Below are 17266 nucleotides of genomic sequence, written 5' to 3'. Positions count from 1 at the left end.
AAGCAGTACTTAATATTTTAACACGCAATTGCCTTCGATTGTTCGTCAAGAATTATTTATTTAAGTTCCGAGACATATGTTCACGACAGCACTTTATCCGGATCCCGAATGATTCAAATATACTATCTAGGCCCGCCTAAACCAATTGCTTACATTCTTTCGGGTGCGTCTATGCCTAAGAGTCCTAAGGCATGTTGGATTGTTTTAGCCACAGCCGCAGATAGGGCAATTCTAAATTGTACAGATTCCGGATTGGGATCAGCAAAAATAGACACTTCCGCATAAAACTGATTATAGACTTTCGCTAATTCGAAGGCATATAAAGAAATGATGGAGGGTGCAAACTCTTCCGCAGCGGCCTTTACTTTTTGAGGATACTGAGACAGGAAGAATATTAGCTCTCGCTCCGCCGGGTGCAAGCTATAGCCCGCTGCTGGAATGGCACCTTGGATAGATGTAGCCACGGCCTTTCTGCCAATGGAGCGGATACGAGCATAGGTATATTGAATAAACGGTCCTGTGTGTCCTTGAAAATCAATAGACTCTTCGGGGTTGAATAACATCCTTTTCTTTGGGTCTACCTTTAACAAGAAATATTTCAATGCCCCCAAGGCCAGCTGGTGATAGAGCAATTTGGCCTCCTCACTTTGGAAGTCCTCAATTTTTCCAAGTTCCTGAGTTCTATCTGCGGCAGTTTGGATCATCTGAGCTACCAGATCGTCGGCATCTACCACCGTCCCTTCCCGACTTTTCATTTTACCTGTGGGTAGGTCTACCATACCATAGCTGATATGATGACATTCTTGTGCATAGGTACGTCCCAAACGTTTTAGTATCGCAAAGAGTACCTTGAAATGATAATCCTGCTCGTTACCTACTACCCATAAGTATCTGTTGGAATGATATTCGCTATATTTTAGTTCAGTCGTGCCTAGGTCTTGCGTGATGTATACAGAAGTGCCATCGCCACGAAGTACAAGCTTCTCATCGAGGCCTTCCGCTGTCAGGTCCACCCAAACAGACTGGTCGTCTTTTTTAAAGAATACACCTTTTTCTAGTCCTTCTTCAATAATATCTTTTCCTAATAGATAGGTATCGGACTCATAATATGTTTTATCGAATTCGACTCCTATTTTAGTATAGGTTTCGTTAAAGCCGGCATAGACCCAGCCATTCATCTTATGCCAAAGGTCTACCGTTTCCTTGTCCCCTTGTTCCCAGAGACGTAGCAATTTTTGAGCTTCCTGCATCCAGGGAGCCTGTTTGGCGGCCTCTTCCGGGGTTTTTCCTTGTGCGATTAAGTCCTTAATTTGGGTCTTGTATTCCTTATCAAAAAGAACATAATACTTGCCTGCGAGATGATCGCCTTTCAATTGAGCGGTCTCAGGAGTTTCTCCATTTCCCAGGTACTGATACGCCAACATGGATTTACAGATATGAATGCCCCGATCGTTGACCAGGCAGGTCTTTACCACCTGGTAGCCACTCGTTTCCAGTATTTTAGCCAGAGAGTCGCCGAGGAAATTGTTTCTTAAATGTCCCAGGTGCAAGGGTTTATTTGTATTAGGTGAGGAAAACTCCACCATTACCGAGGCTCCATTAGGTTCGCTACTGCCAAAATGTGCATTTTTCGATATCTGATCTATGGTCTGAAGCCATACAGTATCCTTCAGGCTGATGTTCAGAAAGCCCTGAACGACATTAAAGTCTGAAACAATGGTAGAGTGTTCTAACAAATAGGCGCCTATTAATTGCCCAATCTCAGCAGGAGCTTTACGTATGGACTTGCTTAGTGCAAAACTTACAAAAGTATAAAAACCTTCGAATTCCTTTTTCGTTGGTTGTAGTACAATATCCTCCACGCTCAATTCAAATTGAGCTAGAATTGCTTTTTTAATATCCTCCTTAATTATCGATTCGGTGGTCATGCAGTTGGTCTGAATTTTTCTATTTGTATGGAAAAAGTAAAATTACTTTTCTAAACCTTAAATAGTGTAATTAATTTCCTAAATTAAGAAGTAACTTATGCTTTTTGGTGCAAAATTAGGCTAATTATCCAACCCCGCCATAAAACTTATGAAATGTATATTTGCTTATCGTCTTTTGATTCTTGTTTTTACTGGTTTAATTTATATTATTCATACACCAGGTTATGGGCAACTCCTGCAGGCTGACCGAATAGAGATACCGGCAAAATCCAATGATTCGGAGTTTTTCGAAGTATACCCTCTGGGAGAAGAAGGGTTACTAACCCTTACACGAAATGAGCGGTATGCCAGTAGGAATCAGGAATGGCAATTTGTAAAATACGATACAGCTTTCCAAGCCCTTTGGAAGCGTCATTACAAAATAGAAAATAAGTATAAGCCTATTATGTCTTTTCAGGGACCTACGAAAGGTTATTGGCTTTTTGCACAACCCGATACGGAACATTACTTTTTTCTACAGTTGGATTATAGCACCGGAGCTTTTGATGGTTTTCAGGGAGATCTCTTGTCTGGAATTCAGGTTCAGCAGTTTAAGGTCATCGGGAGCAAGGCTTTGGTTTCTGGATATTACCGATCCCGCCCTGTAGTAATTGTCCACTCCTTTTTCGACGGCACCACCCGGGTATTACCCGGGCTTTTTGAAAAAAATACCGAAATCAATAATGTAGAGCTGGATGAAGTGAGTGGCAATATCAACGTTACTACTTATGCCTTTAAAAGGAAAAACTGCATTTTCGATATTAGAACCTATAATTATGAAGGGAAGTTACTCAAAAAAACCACTTTAAGCGATCCACGTTATAGTGTTATATCTGGACAGATCGTACCTTTAAATGAGGATGATTCTTATTTGATTGGTAATTATTCAATAGGTTGTACGGAATATTCCCAGGGATTGTATGTGACTCATATAAAGGATAATGATCCCGGAAAACCAGAATTTATTGCCTTTTCGCAGTTGCAGAATTTTTTTAATTATCTGAAGCCAAAACGAAAGGCCAAGGTTTTGCAGCGTATCGGTAAGCGGGAACAGTTAGGTAAGGAAAATAAATTTCGGTATCGCTTGCTGGTGCATGATCTTATTCAGAGAGAAAATGAAATAGTTTTGGTAGCGGAGGTGTATTATCCCAATCAACGTACGGCGACGCCAATTGTGTCCAGCGGACTTAGTAGACAATACTATGGACGTACGCTAGAGGGGTATAAGTATACGCACGCGATCGTATGCGCTTTCGATCGGGAAGGTAAATTTCTTTGGGATAATTGTATTGCTATCAAGGATCTGGAAAGCTATGAACTTCAGGAAATGGTTCAGGTAACGCCTGTAAAGGATTACTTTATTTTAGCCTATCCTCAGGAAGGCGAAATCCATACCGAGGTAATTCGCAGAAATGAAGTCGTTGCAACCAGTGAAAAGTTTAAAATTACACCCAAGGCAGAGGGTGAAAAGGTGCTAAATGATGCCGACAGTTATTTGTCTCCCTGGTATGGACAATATTTCCTAGCCTATGGAACGCAGCGCGTGGGAAGCTCATCGACCGTAAACGGAAGAGAGGTCTATTTTATCAACAAGTTTACCTACGATACCAGTGAAATAGATTCGGTCATCCAGGAAGATTAAATCAGGCGCAGTGGTCAGGGAGTAGATTATATGCCCGGTACTAATCGACCATCCATATATGATCGGACTCGAAACCTTGTTCCTTCCATTCTACTTGAACCCGTTGACTATCCAAAGTATTTACCTGCATGCCCACATAATCGGGAGATATGGGAAGGTCGCGGTTATACTGCCGGTCGATGAGCACGAGAAGTTCGATTGCCTGAGGGCGGCCAAAGGCGGTCATGGCGTCCAATGCGGCACGAACCATGCGCCCACTAGCAAGGACATCATCGATCAGGATTACACGTTTTCCTTCAATCAGGAAAGGTACATCCGTTTTGTTGGGCACCAAAGGGGAGTCACGGCGGCGAAAATCGTCACGATAAAATGTAGCATCTAAATGCCCAATTAGTACGGGGTACCCCAGGCGTTGAGAAAGTTCAGCGACAATACGATCTGCAAAATAAATGCCACGGGGTTGAAGTCCCATTACGACCGTATTATCAAAATTCTGATGATTCTCAATGAGTTGCTGACATAGCCGGCTCGTCATTATTTCCAGTAAGGGGCTGCTAAGTAATAATCGTTTTTGGGTCATGCTGTAAATTCCCTGAATTTTAGGCTAAATTTAAGTACAGGATAATAGAATCAAAAATTTTCTAATACTTTACCTTGCCGATTAAAGGTATCATTTTTGGTAATTGATTCCTTACAAATCTGTATTAATTAATTAAATATTGCAAATGAAATATCTTATTGCTGGGTTGGGAAACATTGGCCCGGAGTATGCTTTTACTCGTCATAATATAGGTTTTATGATTTTAGACCGCTTAGCGGCTCAACACGATTTTAAATTTTCTTTCGAAAAGCTGGCCTTTGTAGCCGAGTGGAAATATAAAGGCAGGCAAATTTGCTTTATCAAGCCCACCACCTATATGAATTTGAGTGGTAAAGCCATTCGCTATTACCTCGACCAATTTAAAATTCCCCATGAAAATCTATTAGTTCTCGTAGATGAATTACAGCTCCCTTTTGGTACCCTGCGCCTAAAGGCCAAGGGCAGTCATGGAGGCCATAATGGTCTTCGAAATATTGAAGAGCTGCTGGCTTCTTCGTCCTACGCCCGGCTCCGATTTGGCATCGATAATAATTTCTCCAGAGGCCGTCAGGTCGATTATGTGCTCAAACCCTTTACAGATGAGGAGTTTATCACTTTGCCCCTTCATTTGGATAAAGCTGGTGAAATGGTGACCTCCTTTTGTACTTTAGGTATACAGCGCACAATGAATAATTATAACCAATGATGTAACTATTTCAAGAAAATATGATTTTTCAAAGAATTTACAAAATTCTTGGTTTTGGTAAGTAATTAATATTAGATTCTGATTAAAATAGTAAATCGAAATAATATTTTATGATTATCTGATTTTTGAAATTATATATGGTAATGAGGTGTTGATATGGATATGTTAGATATTTTTATTATCAAAATATATTGCGATATTTGTATAGTCAATTCGAGAGGGATTTATTGAACTAAACCGAGAATTGGAGCAGTAAGAATACGATCCTTCGCCTGGTAGTAATAAAAGCTTTAAATTGCAGTAGAGGTAAACCTGCAATTAGTAAAGAGGACAGAAGTGAAGAGATAAAAAATTGTATAGCTGGCGAAATAAAATTGAAAAAAAATAGAAATATTTTTGTTACTTATCCCTGAAATACCGTCATAAGTATGATTTTATGACCAAATGAGGGCCTCAAGGAGGAAAAAATAAAAAAGCTTGCAACTGTTTTACATCAGTATATGTTAATATAAGTGACTGAAGTAAGAATTAAAGGTACAAAAATTAGAAAAATAAAAATATAGTCAGATTGGTTAGGTAAATGTCATTGCCACGACGCTTTGAAGAATAACTAACCGGATTTATCTGATAAAGATAAGAAAAGGTTAAGGGTTTAGGAATAGTCAGTATATAGCCATCTCATTTGAGGTGGCTTTATCTTTTATAGGACACTGGACTTCCAAATCTCCACGCGACGGTTCATTTTTCTTAACGATTCTGTATTATTGGCTCTTAGGGGCTGGGCAGGGCCATAACCTTTTCCGCTGATTCTATGAGCTTCTATTCCCCGGTCAATCAGGTATTGTTTGCACATGTCTACACGAGCTTCAGACAAGGCGAGGTTCTGAGCGAAATCACCCAGATTGTCGGTATGCCCCTTAATAAAAATCCTCAATTTTGGATGTTCTTTAAAATAGGCGACCATTGCATCGAGCTGAGCCGTAGCTTCGGTGCTTAAAGTTTGTTCGCTTTGATCGAAGAATAAGGTCGCTAACGGAGTCGTATTTTTATCGGGACTCAGGCTGATTAACGACTTGATTTCTTCATTCCTGCTTTTGGTTCTGATAGGAATGCTGCGAAGATAAAAGCCTTCTGCCTGAGCGGTGATCTGGTAGTTTTGAAAGGGTAGCAGATCGAAAGAAAAATTTCCGTCAACTGTTTTCGCCTGGGCTACCAAGCTGTTATCTTCTGCCTTCCTTACCAATATGTCGGCATCATTAACGGGCTGTAAATTATTACCGTCATAGACCTTTCCGGTGACATTCGAAATTTTCGGAGCACTGATATTTATCTCGGGTAGCTTTTCTTCAACAGTTTCGGGAGGGGTTTCAGCCATGGTTTTTTGCTGTGGACGCCGCAGGCTGTGGTAGCTTCTACGAATAAACACAGGGGTCATCACCCGGTCATAAAGGCGGATGAGAGCCACGGAGCCGGCACTGGCCTCATGGTTTGCGATCAGATCATCCTGAAAAATATTTAATACCTGATCGGCATCTAAGATTCCTTCAGTACCCGGATCGGTAAACTCAACTTTGGACTGCCCATTGATATACATTTTGATGGTTTTAGTCTCAAAATCGCGGGAATATACATAATGCACATATTGGTTGGCGCGAACTGGGGCCTTTTCACTAATAGCATAATCGTAAAAGTTAAGTTTGCCATCGTAGATATAGCTCCCATAATCACTTTTACGATTTTTGAAATCTAATATTCTTTTCCAGCTGTCGAGCTTGTTCATTTTGAAATATAGCTCCACGGTAAAGGATTTGCTAAGAAAGCCTTTGGTAAGGGCATTATTAAACTGCAAACCACTGTTTTCTTCGAACTGATACACGGTCCGCTGCAAATATTCAGTATCAGGAATATCTTCTTTTACAAATTTACCAGGATTTCCCAAAACTTTAAGGGCTGGCCCCCCGCTTTCAATAGGCAATAATCCGTTATTAAAGTCATATGTCCATTGTTGCTGTGCCTTTAAGGGGCCTATACAAGTGGTGACAATGGTCCAGATGAGCAGTATTCTTATCAGTTCTTGGTAATTCATGACTCAAAATTATGAAAAACGAATGGGCTAGTGGAACCCTTCTTCTATTTTTGTAAAATAAAAATATTGCTACTCTTGAAAAATTTCATCATTGGACTGCTCTTTGCTGCATTATGGGCCTCCGCTTCAGTTGCCACAAAATTTGGTCTAATCGTGGCTCCAGCACTGGTCTTGGCCAATCTTCGCTTCTTTCTGGCGGGCGCCATACTACTTTCCTATGGCTACTTATTCGACGCTCAGGCTAGCTGGCCCAAGGCCCGACAATGGTATCGGCTGGCTTGCTTTGGTTTTTTGAATACAACGTTGTACTTGGGATTATATGTGTATGCCATGAAATATACCGCAGCTGGAATTGGAAGTTTAGCAGTATCAACAAATCCGCTAATTATGGTTTTACTTTCGGCCTTATGGCTGAAGAAGACCATAAAATCAGGAGATATTCTGGCGATCATATTCGGCATGCTTGGGATTTTTGTGGCAACTTTACCCTTATTAACCTTGGGAATTACCCAGCCTTTCGGAGTTTTAATACTTATGGCCAGCATGGTGTGTGTTTCCAGCGCCAGTGTTTACTATAGTACGGTCGACTGGCAAATGTCCAATATACTCATCAATGGATGGCAAGTTTTACTTGGGGGAATTTTTTTGGCACCCTTAACCGTTTTCGTCGGTGGTTTCGATGCCATTCACTGGAGTAGCCAGTTTTGGATGTCGGTCATTTGGCTAAGTGTAGGCGTAAGCGTCCTCGGGTTAATTTGTTGGTTTTACCTTTTGCGTCAGGACGCCATCAAAGCGTCTATGTGGTTATTTCTTTGCCCTTTGTTTGGATTTGTATATGCTTGGTGGCTGATGGATGAGCCCATCACGGTATATACTTATGTCGGTACAGCTTTAGTTGTTACGGGTTTATACTTAGGTTTACGGAGTAGGAGCCAATCCACGTAATAATTAAAATTCAAGTCCCGGAAAATGAAAGAAGGCCAGCCAAATTTCTCTAGCCAGCCCCTGAACTCATATTTCTATTTCTCCTTTCATATAGAGAACTGCCTCCCCGCTGATGAGTACTCGATCGTCCTGAATACTACATCGAAGGTCACCTTGGCGTTTTGATAATTGTTTGGCTGTAAAAGAACTTTTATCAAGGCGGCTTGCCCAATAAGGCACCAATGTAGTATGGGCAGAGCCGGTTACTGGATCTTCATCGATACCAGACTGTGGGGCAAAAAATCGAGAAACAAAATCTACTTCATCACCTGGTGCGGTCACGATCACACCCCGGGTAGGAATGGTGGATAGCACAATGATATCCAGATCCAAATTTTGGATCTCCTCTTCAGTTTCCAATACGACCAAATAGTCGGTCTTTCCCTTATAAACTTCTAATAATGAATTGTATTTTAAGGCCTCCACTAATGCCGGAGGGGGAACCGCTATTTGATACTGGTCGGCCGGAAAATTTAAAGTCAACCATGAATCTTGTCTGGTGACCATTAATTCACCGCTTTTTGACTCAAAGCGTATGTTTTCCTGATCATAATTCAGAAAATTATAAAGTACATAAGCAGCGGCAAGGGTGGCATGGCCACAAAGGTCCACCTCAACTTTAGGTGTGAACCATCGGATATGATAGCTTTCACCCGTTGCCACGATAAATGCCGTTTCAGCCAGGTTGTTTTCTGCAGCTATTGTCAACATCATGTCTTCAGATAACCACTCGGACAAAGGCACTATTGCGGCAGGGTTGCCACCAAAACGTTGGTTGGTGAAGGCATCAATTTGGTATATGGGAAGTTTCATGAACTTTGGCTAGGTGATATTCAAATGGCAAGGTATTAAAAAAAATGTCCATTCATCTTTAATAATGTAGGAAAATTTTATTTAATATTTATTTTGTACAAATTATGAATGAAAAAAGATTGAATGCGGGGTACTAGTTCTTCTTATTCTTCATACGAAGGTATACGCCATTGGTCCAGCCAAACCCTTCCTGGATTTCGTATTCTCCATCCGTAGCGCCCATATTGGTGTCTGCCACGTTATATTTCTCGAGCATTTTACCTCCCCGTTTAAATTCCTTCTCGATCAGGTCGAGCCATTCCGACTTTAGGGCGTTGGCGGTTCTATGAAAATTATAATTGATTAATCCTTTATAGGCAATCCAATGCAGCGGGGCCCAGCCATTGGGCGCATCCCACTGCTGTCCGGAACGACAGGTAGTGGTGAGTAAGCCTCCAGACTTCAGAAAATTGAGGCGAATATAAGAGCGTACATAATGCGACTGAGTTTTGGAGGCTAATTTAAAGAACAGGGGAAAGGTGCCAGCCAAGGTGACCGCAGCAGTGGTGCGTTGGAGCTTGAAGTCGAAGTCCATGAAATACTTTTTTTCTTCATTCCACAAAAACTTACGTATGGCCTTCTTCCTTTTTCTTGCCCGCTCTTCGTATTTTTTCTGGAAAGAAAATTTGTCAATTAATCTATAAGCTTCCGCCAGAGTGATTTCTAACATATAGATAAGGCAATTTAGGTCGACCGGGACCAGATCTGTGGTGTTTATACTACAAAAGTCATTTTCCTTACCGAACCAGCGGCTACTGAAATCCCAACCCGACTCGGCAGCGGCTCTAATATGCCTGTACAACTCTGAGGGTGGAGTTCCATAAGCTTTATGAGCTTGTTCTGCAAGTTCTATATCTTCCCGATAAGCTTCTGGTCGGGGACTGCATTTGTCGTCCCAATAGCGGTTGAGCAAGGTTCCATTAGGCATGCAAACTACACGTCTATGGGCTTCTCCAGGGGACAAATCATCAGGGCCTGAGTCCATCCAGTAGTCATATTCCATTTGAAGCTGAGGTAGATACTTTATCAAGATTTTCTTGCCCTCCATCTCACTGTATAAATTTACCATCAGCGAAAAAAACGGAGGCTGGGAGCGACTCAAATAGTAAGTGCGATTGGCGGTTGGGACGAATCCAAAGGTATTGATAAGAAAGGCAAAATTATTGACCATATCACCTACCATTTCATTCCGACCACTTTCCCGAAGACCCAGCATCGTAAAGTAGCTGTCCCAATAATATATTTCACGGAAGCGACCTCCGGGCACTACGTACGGAGAGGGTAGGGCTACCAGAGAGCCCCCCGGCTCCTGGTCTTCCGGTTGCCGGATCAGCACTGGCCACAGTCGATTGATATGTGTGCTAACATCAATATTTTTGTCGGGAATAAATTCGCATTTAATCTCTTTGGCTAAACGGAAATTTTCTGCGACGAATTGTTTTAAACAGAAATCAGATTTTTCTTTTTCTACATGATATTTCTCGATAATAAACATCGGGTCCGAAAGTGGTATGCAATCCACAAAAGTCTTGCAGTCGGCAAAAATATGACTCCGTTGCACATCATCAAAGAGGGCTCCGTACAGATCCTCCGGAGAGATATGTGACTGCAAAAACGTATGTGGGGCTGGAGAATATCCTTGTATCATATAGACTTTTTCGGGGTTACTTCTTGTATTTATACACGATTGACCGATCAGGTTTTAGGACTGCTTTAGGATGCAACCTCAGAAAAATCAAGTTTCGGGAAAGACATTGCTTTTTCAATCAATTGCAAATGAATCTTTAATATTTCCGCTTCCGATACCACATCTACCTTTTCTATATCGTCGGTGGGTTGATGGTAGTCGTCGTGGCCGCCTGTATGAAAAAACAGGACAGGTATGGACTTAGCATAAAATGAGCCGTGATCGGAACCACCACTTCCCGCCTTGTCGGTAAAAAACCGTACCGTCCCTTTTATTCCATCAAAAACCTGGGGCCATTGGGAGCTCGTTCCATACCCACCTATTCCAACGCCACGATCCGGATTGTACCGTCCTATCATATCCATATTGGTCATAAAGTTTACGGTAGCAAGCGGAATTGTGGGATTATTGACGAAATGTTTGGAACCTAATAAGCCCAGCTCTTCGGCACCAAAGCCAATAAATAAAAAATTATATGCTTCTCTGACCTTATTGCCAGAGAAATATCGGGCTATTTCCAACATTCCTGCTACGCCAGAAGCATTATCATCGGCGCCATTATGGATTTTTCCTTCGGGTTTCTCGGCCTTGGATCCTCCTTGGCGCCCCTCTCCCAAATGATCGAAGTGAGCACCTACGATAATGGTATACTCCGCACCATTATCCAAAAACCCAATTATGTTTTTTGCCTGGCGAATACTGTCCTTCACCACTACCCGCTTAACTTTGGCAATAAATTCCTGTTCATAGACCTTGGTACCCATGGGTTTTAACCCATATTTTTTAAATTGTTTGGCTACATACTTTGCCGCTTGGTCATTTTGTTTACTACCAGTACCCCGTCCTTTCATGGCATCGGAAGCCAGATAGGTAATGTGTTTTGTGAGTTCCGATGGGGAAGGCTGGATACTCTGGGCTGTGCTCATCAGGGAGATGGTCAGCAATCCCAATAAAAGGGTAATTCTCATGCTACTTTATTAGATTCTTAAAAAAGGCAATATAAAGGCTCAAAAGCCCACGCCCAAATGCAATTTGATGAATATGGAGTGATCTAAAGAAATTACTATGAAGGCAAGACAAATTGAAGTGTTGGAATACAGTCTATTAGCTAACAATTATGGCAGCGATTTCGATCATTTACTAGAGATAAAAATTTATTTCCCTAACTCATTTTACTTTCACGATCACCTTCATTTTCTCTGAAATATACCTTATAGGAGTGTGGATAAGATCAAAAAATACCCGCTCAGTTTCTGAACGGGTATTGGATAAATTTATTTTTTCAGGAGCTCTTTATAGATAACCTCCATAATGCCTGTTCGAATATTCAGTTGAGAGATCTTGTTATTCTCTCTTGTAGGATATACCCGATTGGAAAGGAATACATAGTTGAGATTCCATGCCGGGTCCGCCCAGGTCATAATGCCGGTGTAACCCGTATGTCCGTAACTGCTCGGGCTGGCATATCTGGGTGCATTGGCCGTATATATAAAGTTGGGTTTATCGAAACCAATTCCTCTTCTGTTGCCAATTTCAGGATATTGGTAACGGGTAAATTCAGTTAGTGCTTCGGAGCTTAATAACTGCTGTCCCCCATAATACCCTTTTTGCAAAAACATTTGCCATACCTTCATTACATCGTTTGCCGAGCCGAACAGACCTGCATGTCCACTAAGGCCCCCCATCATCGCTGCAGCTTCATCGTGCACCTGGCCGTGAATCTGGGTCATTCGGAAGAAGGTATCTTTTTCAGTAGGCACGATCTCCGATAGCCCGAACTGGCGGGTTGGGTTAAAAGTCAAAGTGCTTGCACCAAGTTTACGATAGAAATGTTTTTTTAGATAGTCTTCAAAATTCTCTCCAGTTAGATTTTGTACCAGTTTAGGATAAAGCAGGAACGAAAGATCACTGTATACATAATCCTGATTGGCGTTCAGCGGGGAATCACGAATGCCTTTGTACAGGACTTCTGTATAATTTTTCCGTATATATAAACTGTCACCAACTACCGAGGTAGGATATTGGGCCGACTTTTTGGTGCTGAAAATATTGGGTTTCCAACTTCCATCTGGATTTTGCGCTTCGCTCCAGAACTTGATATAGGATTTTAACCCCGCACTATGTGTTAACACTTTCCTCCAAACCAGGTCTGCCTTATTAGAGTTTTTGAAGGTGGGCAGATAGTCTTTCATATGCTTGTCAAGATCGAATTTCTTCTGGTCCCATAGACTCATCAAAGCCAGAGTAGACGCAGTTATTTTAGTTACCGATGCGAGGTCATAAATATCGGTGACTCTTACAGGCGTGTTTCCTTCGTAAGTATGCTTCCCGTAGGCCTTTCTAAAGAAAACCTTCCCATCTTTCGCTAGCTGAACTACGCAACCAGGGGTTGCTTGCTGGCTTAAGGCAAGATTAGCGACCGAGTCGATTTTGTAGGTGATCACCTCTGAACTTAGGCCTAATTCTTCGGGAATAGTATATTTGAGTCGACCCAAGGCAGGGGTGCTCACGCCTGCACCATAAGGGAATTGTGCATTGGCCGTAACGGGAAGACGGCCCTCAGACGGAATGGCGCCAAAAATCAGCTGAGCCGACAAATCCTCCGTATACTTCGTCCATTGGTAGGCCATGATGAGGGAACGGGCAGATTCAATTTTGTTAAGATTATTCAAGGCATAGGGATTGCCGAAAATCGATACTACGGCCTTATTAGTACTGATTAACTCAGCGAGAAAGCCATTGGTAGATGCCGTAAGCCCATAGGTGTTTCGTGGAGAAATGCTCGGGAGATGCAGACCTACCAGCAATAAGTTGTATGTCGAAAGCTGCTTTCGAATCGCCTTTATCTGAGCCTCGGACGGATTAGCCGGCAAGGTGAAATGATCCATGCTGGTATACAGACTTAATGTGGTCTGAAAGGTACTAATGCTGTCTACGCCCAAGGAGATAGAGGCAATCTTTAAGGTGTCAAGTTCCCTTAAGGGGAGCAGGTCATCTTGATTGCGAAGAACAGTTAAAGACTTTTCAGTCATCAATCGATTTGTAAGCTCTGCCTGTTTAGGATTCAAGTCCTCATAGAGATTTTTTAGCTCTATAGGCTTGAATTTATTAAGGCCAACCCACGCTTTGGCCTGGAGTACTTTTCGGCATTTATAGTCGATTTCTGCCTGAGAAATTCTTCCCTCAGCTATACTTTTTTTGATTTCGGCTATAGATTTGTTTACATCTTCAGTGAACTCAAGAACGTCCATTCCCGCTTCTAACCCCATTGCATCGGCTTTGCCATTAGGAAAATATTTGGTAACCCCCTTCATATTCATCGCGTCGGAGTAAATCATCCCGGAAAATCCAAGTTGGTGTCTCAGTAGATCAGAAACAATTGGTTTGGAAAGCGTCGACGGTAGGTTATTAGTCTTTTCCAGTGCAGGGATTGCAAGGTGTGCGATCATCATACCGCTTAGCCCATTATTGATCAATACTTTAAATGGAAAGAGCTCAAGGGAATCGATGCGTGCCTTGCTATGGTTAATAACAGGTAAGTCATAATGAGAATCAACTCCCGTATCTCCATGCCCAGGGAAGTGCTTGGCACTAGTGAGCAGTCCATGGTCCTGCATTCCTTGCATATAGGCCAGGGCCTTTTCTGCGACACGATATTTGTTTTCACCGAAAGAACGAAAACTAATGACCGGATTATTGGGGTTGTTATTGATATCGGCAACGGGAGCAAAATTGACATGTACTCCGAGGCGGAGGGCTTGTTTGGCCAGCTGACTCCCCATATCATAAATAAGATTGTTATGTCCCTGCATGGCCCCCAGGGTCATCTGGTAGGGATACCGTACGGTGCTGTCGATGCGCATGGCCAGGCCAAATTCGGCGTCCATTGCGATGAGTAGCGGCACTTTCGATATGGATTGAAAATGATTGGTAAGTCTGGCCTGAGGGACAGGTCCTCCCTGAAAGAATACCACACCGCCTACTTTGTTTTCTCGGATTAGTTTTTCTACGTATGCAGGGCTACTGGTGGTGGTTCCTATGGATGATCGCTTGGTATCGGAAACGGCCGCTACCATAATAAGTTGGGCGATGCGCTCTTCAGGAGTCAGGGAAGCAAATACGGAATCTACCCATGCTTGATGTTGATACAAAAAAGGAGGCGGGGTGCTCATTTGTGCCTGGGCACTGGAAAATAAAGCCCCTATGCCTATCATAAGTAAAAGAAGTGTTTTATTCATTTGTTGACTGGGTCAGAAAGTAAGATCCAAAGTTTGGAAAACAATTTGAAAATTACAATTAAGGCTGGTGAATTGCAGGATTAAGCAACACTAATGAAAGATCAGTCCTAAAATGAGACCTCCAATGATGATCAGGTAGGAGGGGACTTTTGTAAAATATAGTATCAATAAGGTTCCTACCACGGTAGCTAAAGGCAGCGTCTGATCGGACATGGGTTCAAATAAGGTGATGGCTGCGGCCAGGGTAAGCCCACAACTGGTGGCGTGAATTCCGGCAAGGGAGGCACGGATTCCACGGTATTTTTTTAGCTGATCCCAGAATGGGTAGGCGAAGAAAATAAAGAAAGTCCCAGGCAAGAAGATTCCTGCTGTTGCTACAAGACCTCCCAATAGTTGCCCGGCCATGCCCTGTCCTTTCATGGATAAACTACCCACAAATGTGGCAATTGAAAATACGGGTCCCGGTACTACCTGCGTGAGGGCCATGCCCGATAGAAATTCCTGATTGGTAAGATAGTGCTTAAATTCAACAAATTCATTGAAAAGCATGGGGATGAGTACCTGTCCGCCCCCAAAGACTAGGCTCCCATTCCGATAAAAGTTTTCGAAGAGTCGGACCGGCAATGAGCGGGTGATATTACCAATGATAGCTGCTGTAATTAAGACTGAAATCCAAAAAATCAGGGGGCGCCAGGAGATTTTAATAGGTCCCTTTTCCATTTTTTCGAGCTTACTGAAATTGATGGATGCAATGACCCCTCCGGAAACAATTAGAATTGGGGTCATATAGGGGGATGGATAAAGGTATGCAAGTATGATGGAGAGCACCAATAAAATCCAATCCTGTTGATTGTGAATTACTTTTTTGGCAATTTTATATGCGCCGAAAATAAGGAAGCCCACCGCCATAGGGCCAACGAAACGGGTGAAGGATAGGGATATGTCATTTTGCTCCAGATAGTGAATACCTATGCCGGCCATACTCATAAGGATCATGGCAGGTAATGACCATATGATCAGGGTTAGATAGGCTAGTGGCTGACCTCCGATTTTTAACCCTATTGCAGTAACCGTTTGCGTAGAGCTAGGTCCTGGCAACACTTGGCACAGCGCTTGTAATTCTAGTAATTCCTCTTCGCTAAGGTAGCCACGTTTGTGGACCAATCGCTCGATCATCATCATCAGATGTACCTGTGGGCCTCCAAATGCCGTAAAGGCCAGGAGAAGTATATCCATTAAATAGATCAGATACCGAAATCGTCGAACGGGCAGGCTCAAAGTGATGGGCTATTTAGTGAACGGGTAATTAGGAATTTAAAACCATTTAGCACTTTTATGTAATATAAATAAAGGGCTATCTAATTATTTAGGGAACTGTCTGCCCCCGAAGGGAAGGGACATAATCCCATCAAGAGCAGACAATTTAATTTGTAACCACGAAAGTAACTGATTTGTTTAGGTTGAAATATGATCTGGATCAAAAAAGCAAATTGCAATTTTTAGTTTGGTTACTTTTTTAGTCCTAATTCCCGAAGTCGTTCGTCAAGAAACGCTCCTGCAGTCATATCAGTATAAATCTTTGGACTTTCAGGTCCGATGCAACTTTCCAGGGAAGTAAGATCCATATCGGCACGGGGATGCATAAAGAATGGGATGGAGTAGCGGGAGCTGCCCATTTTTTCACGGGGCGGATTGACTACACGATGAATAGTAGACTTCAGTTTATGATTGGTAAGCCGATCCAACATATCTCCCACATTCACCACGATCTGATCGGGCAGGGCCGTGATAGGGATCCACTGCCCATCCCGGCGGAGGACTTCCAGGCCTTCCGCACTGGCACCCATCAGAAGGGTAATAAGATTGATGTCTCCATGGGCAGCGGCCCTTACGGCACCTTCTTCCAGGGCATCGGGGTTTTCTATCGGGAAGTAATGTAAAGCGCGCAGCAGGCTGTCCCCATTTTTTACCTTATCCTCAAAGTAATCTTCCGGAAGTTCCAGGTAAAGCGCAATGGCTTTTAAAAGGGTTCTTCCCGTATTTTCGAACATCCCGTAGACCTCCAAGGTTAAGGACTTAAACTCGGGGAGGTTTTCGGGGAATACGTTATGGGGCATGGAGCCAATAGGGTCGGGCTGGCCTATATGGTAAAATTCTTTTAGGTCGGCGACTTTAAATCCTTTGGCAGTTTCTTTTCTCTTTCCTATATAGCCCCGTTGTCCAAAGAGCTCTGGAAATTCCAGCTTTTGTTTTTCTGATTCTGGTTGGGAGAAAAATGCCTGAACGACATCGTATAATTTTTCACGTAAAGTATCGGAAAGTCCATGGTTTTTGATGGCGACAAAACCGATGTTTGTGAAGGCCGCACCCAGATCGGCAACAAACTGGCGCTTTTCACTAGTGTTTCCGGAGGTGAAGTCTGCTAAATTCAGCGAGGGTACTTCGTTAAGCAATGCAGGTTCCATATTCATATTTTTTTTTTCAAAGGTGAAAACATTCCGTTGTTCATGCAACTAATCTATTC

Annotated in this window: 12 protein-coding genes; 3 read left to right on the top strand and 9 right to left on the bottom strand. The window is 42.6% G+C overall.

All coding sequences use genetic code 11. The features are described 5' to 3' along the window. Window positions 1-149: 149 nt before the first annotated feature. Window positions 150-1928: an arginine--tRNA ligase gene (gene argS, locus X939_RS0112810; RefSeq protein WP_025763679.1), complete on the bottom strand. Its 1779-nt coding sequence runs from the start codon at window positions 1926-1928 to the stop codon at window positions 150-152. Window positions 1929-2076: 148 nt separating this feature from the next. Between argS and X939_RS0112805 the strand changes: the two genes are divergently transcribed. After that, complete coding sequence (locus tag X939_RS0112805; RefSeq protein WP_025763678.1) at window positions 2077-3609, top strand: hypothetical protein; 1533 nt, start codon at window positions 2077-2079, stop codon at window positions 3607-3609. Between the two features lie 40 nt (window positions 3610-3649). Here X939_RS0112805 and pyrR read toward each other — a convergent pair whose 3' ends face one another. Continuing rightward, window positions 3650-4189 (bottom strand): bifunctional pyr operon transcriptional regulator/uracil phosphoribosyltransferase PyrR, encoded by a 540-nt coding sequence (gene pyrR / locus X939_RS0112800; protein WP_025763677.1) that lies wholly within the window; start codon window positions 4187-4189, stop codon window positions 3650-3652. A 145-nt stretch (window positions 4190-4334) separates the two neighbouring features. Here pyrR and pth point away from each other — a divergent pair, with 145 nt between their 5' ends. Continuing rightward, complete coding sequence (gene pth / locus X939_RS0112795; RefSeq protein WP_025763676.1) at window positions 4335-4895, top strand: aminoacyl-tRNA hydrolase; 561 nt, start codon at window positions 4335-4337, stop codon at window positions 4893-4895. Window positions 4896-5595: 700 nt separating this feature from the next. Here pth and X939_RS0112790 read toward each other — a convergent pair. Then, on the bottom strand, window positions 5596-6981 hold the full coding sequence (locus tag X939_RS0112790; protein WP_025763675.1) for an OmpA family protein: 1386 nt from the start codon (window positions 6979-6981) through the stop codon (window positions 5596-5598). A gap of 75 nt (window positions 6982-7056) precedes the next feature. Here X939_RS0112790 and X939_RS0112785 point away from each other — a divergent pair, with 75 nt between their 5' ends. After that, entirely contained in the window at window positions 7057-7926 is an 870-nt protein-coding gene (locus X939_RS0112785; RefSeq protein ID WP_025763674.1) for a DMT family transporter, read from the top strand. Window positions 7927-7992: 66 nt separating this feature from the next. On the opposite strand, the gene X939_RS0112780 is transcribed toward X939_RS0112785, so the two are convergent. From X939_RS0112780 to X939_RS0112755, 6 genes are all read right to left on the bottom strand, one after another. Further along, a complete protein-coding gene (locus X939_RS0112780; protein ID WP_025763673.1) occupies window positions 7993-8778 on the bottom strand; it encodes a PhzF family protein in 786 nt (261 codons plus the stop codon). A 133-nt stretch (window positions 8779-8911) separates the two neighbouring features. Further along, entirely contained in the window at window positions 8912-10465 is a 1554-nt protein-coding gene (treA, locus tag X939_RS0112775) for an alpha,alpha-trehalase TreA (RefSeq protein ID WP_044199364.1), read from the bottom strand. A gap of 65 nt (window positions 10466-10530) precedes the next feature. After that, entirely contained in the window at window positions 10531-11472 is a 942-nt protein-coding gene (locus X939_RS0112770; RefSeq protein WP_025763671.1) for a M20/M25/M40 family metallo-hydrolase, read from the bottom strand. Window positions 11473-11778: 306 nt separating this feature from the next. After that, the gene (locus X939_RS0112765) at window positions 11779-14742 is read right to left on the bottom strand and encodes a serine hydrolase domain-containing protein (protein ID WP_025763670.1); all 2964 of its coding nucleotides are present in this window, start codon (window positions 14740-14742) and stop codon (window positions 11779-11781) included. 90 nt (window positions 14743-14832) lie between these two features. Continuing rightward, window positions 14833-15978, bottom strand: coding sequence for a chromate efflux transporter (chrA, locus tag X939_RS0112760; protein WP_025763668.1), 1146 nt, complete (start codon window positions 15976-15978; stop codon window positions 14833-14835). Between the two features lie 272 nt (window positions 15979-16250). Beyond that, a complete protein-coding gene (locus X939_RS0112755; protein WP_025763667.1) occupies window positions 16251-17207 on the bottom strand; it encodes an isopenicillin N synthase family dioxygenase in 957 nt (318 codons plus the stop codon). Between the last annotated feature and the right edge of the window lie 59 nt (window positions 17208-17266).

Source organism: Dyadobacter tibetensis Y620-1 (assembly GCF_000566685.1).
Taxonomy (GTDB): Bacteria; Bacteroidota; Bacteroidia; order Cytophagales; family Spirosomataceae; genus Dyadobacter; species Dyadobacter tibetensis.
The sequence above is the reverse complement of the archived record's forward strand: the minus strand, read 5'-3'. Positions and strand labels throughout refer to the sequence as shown.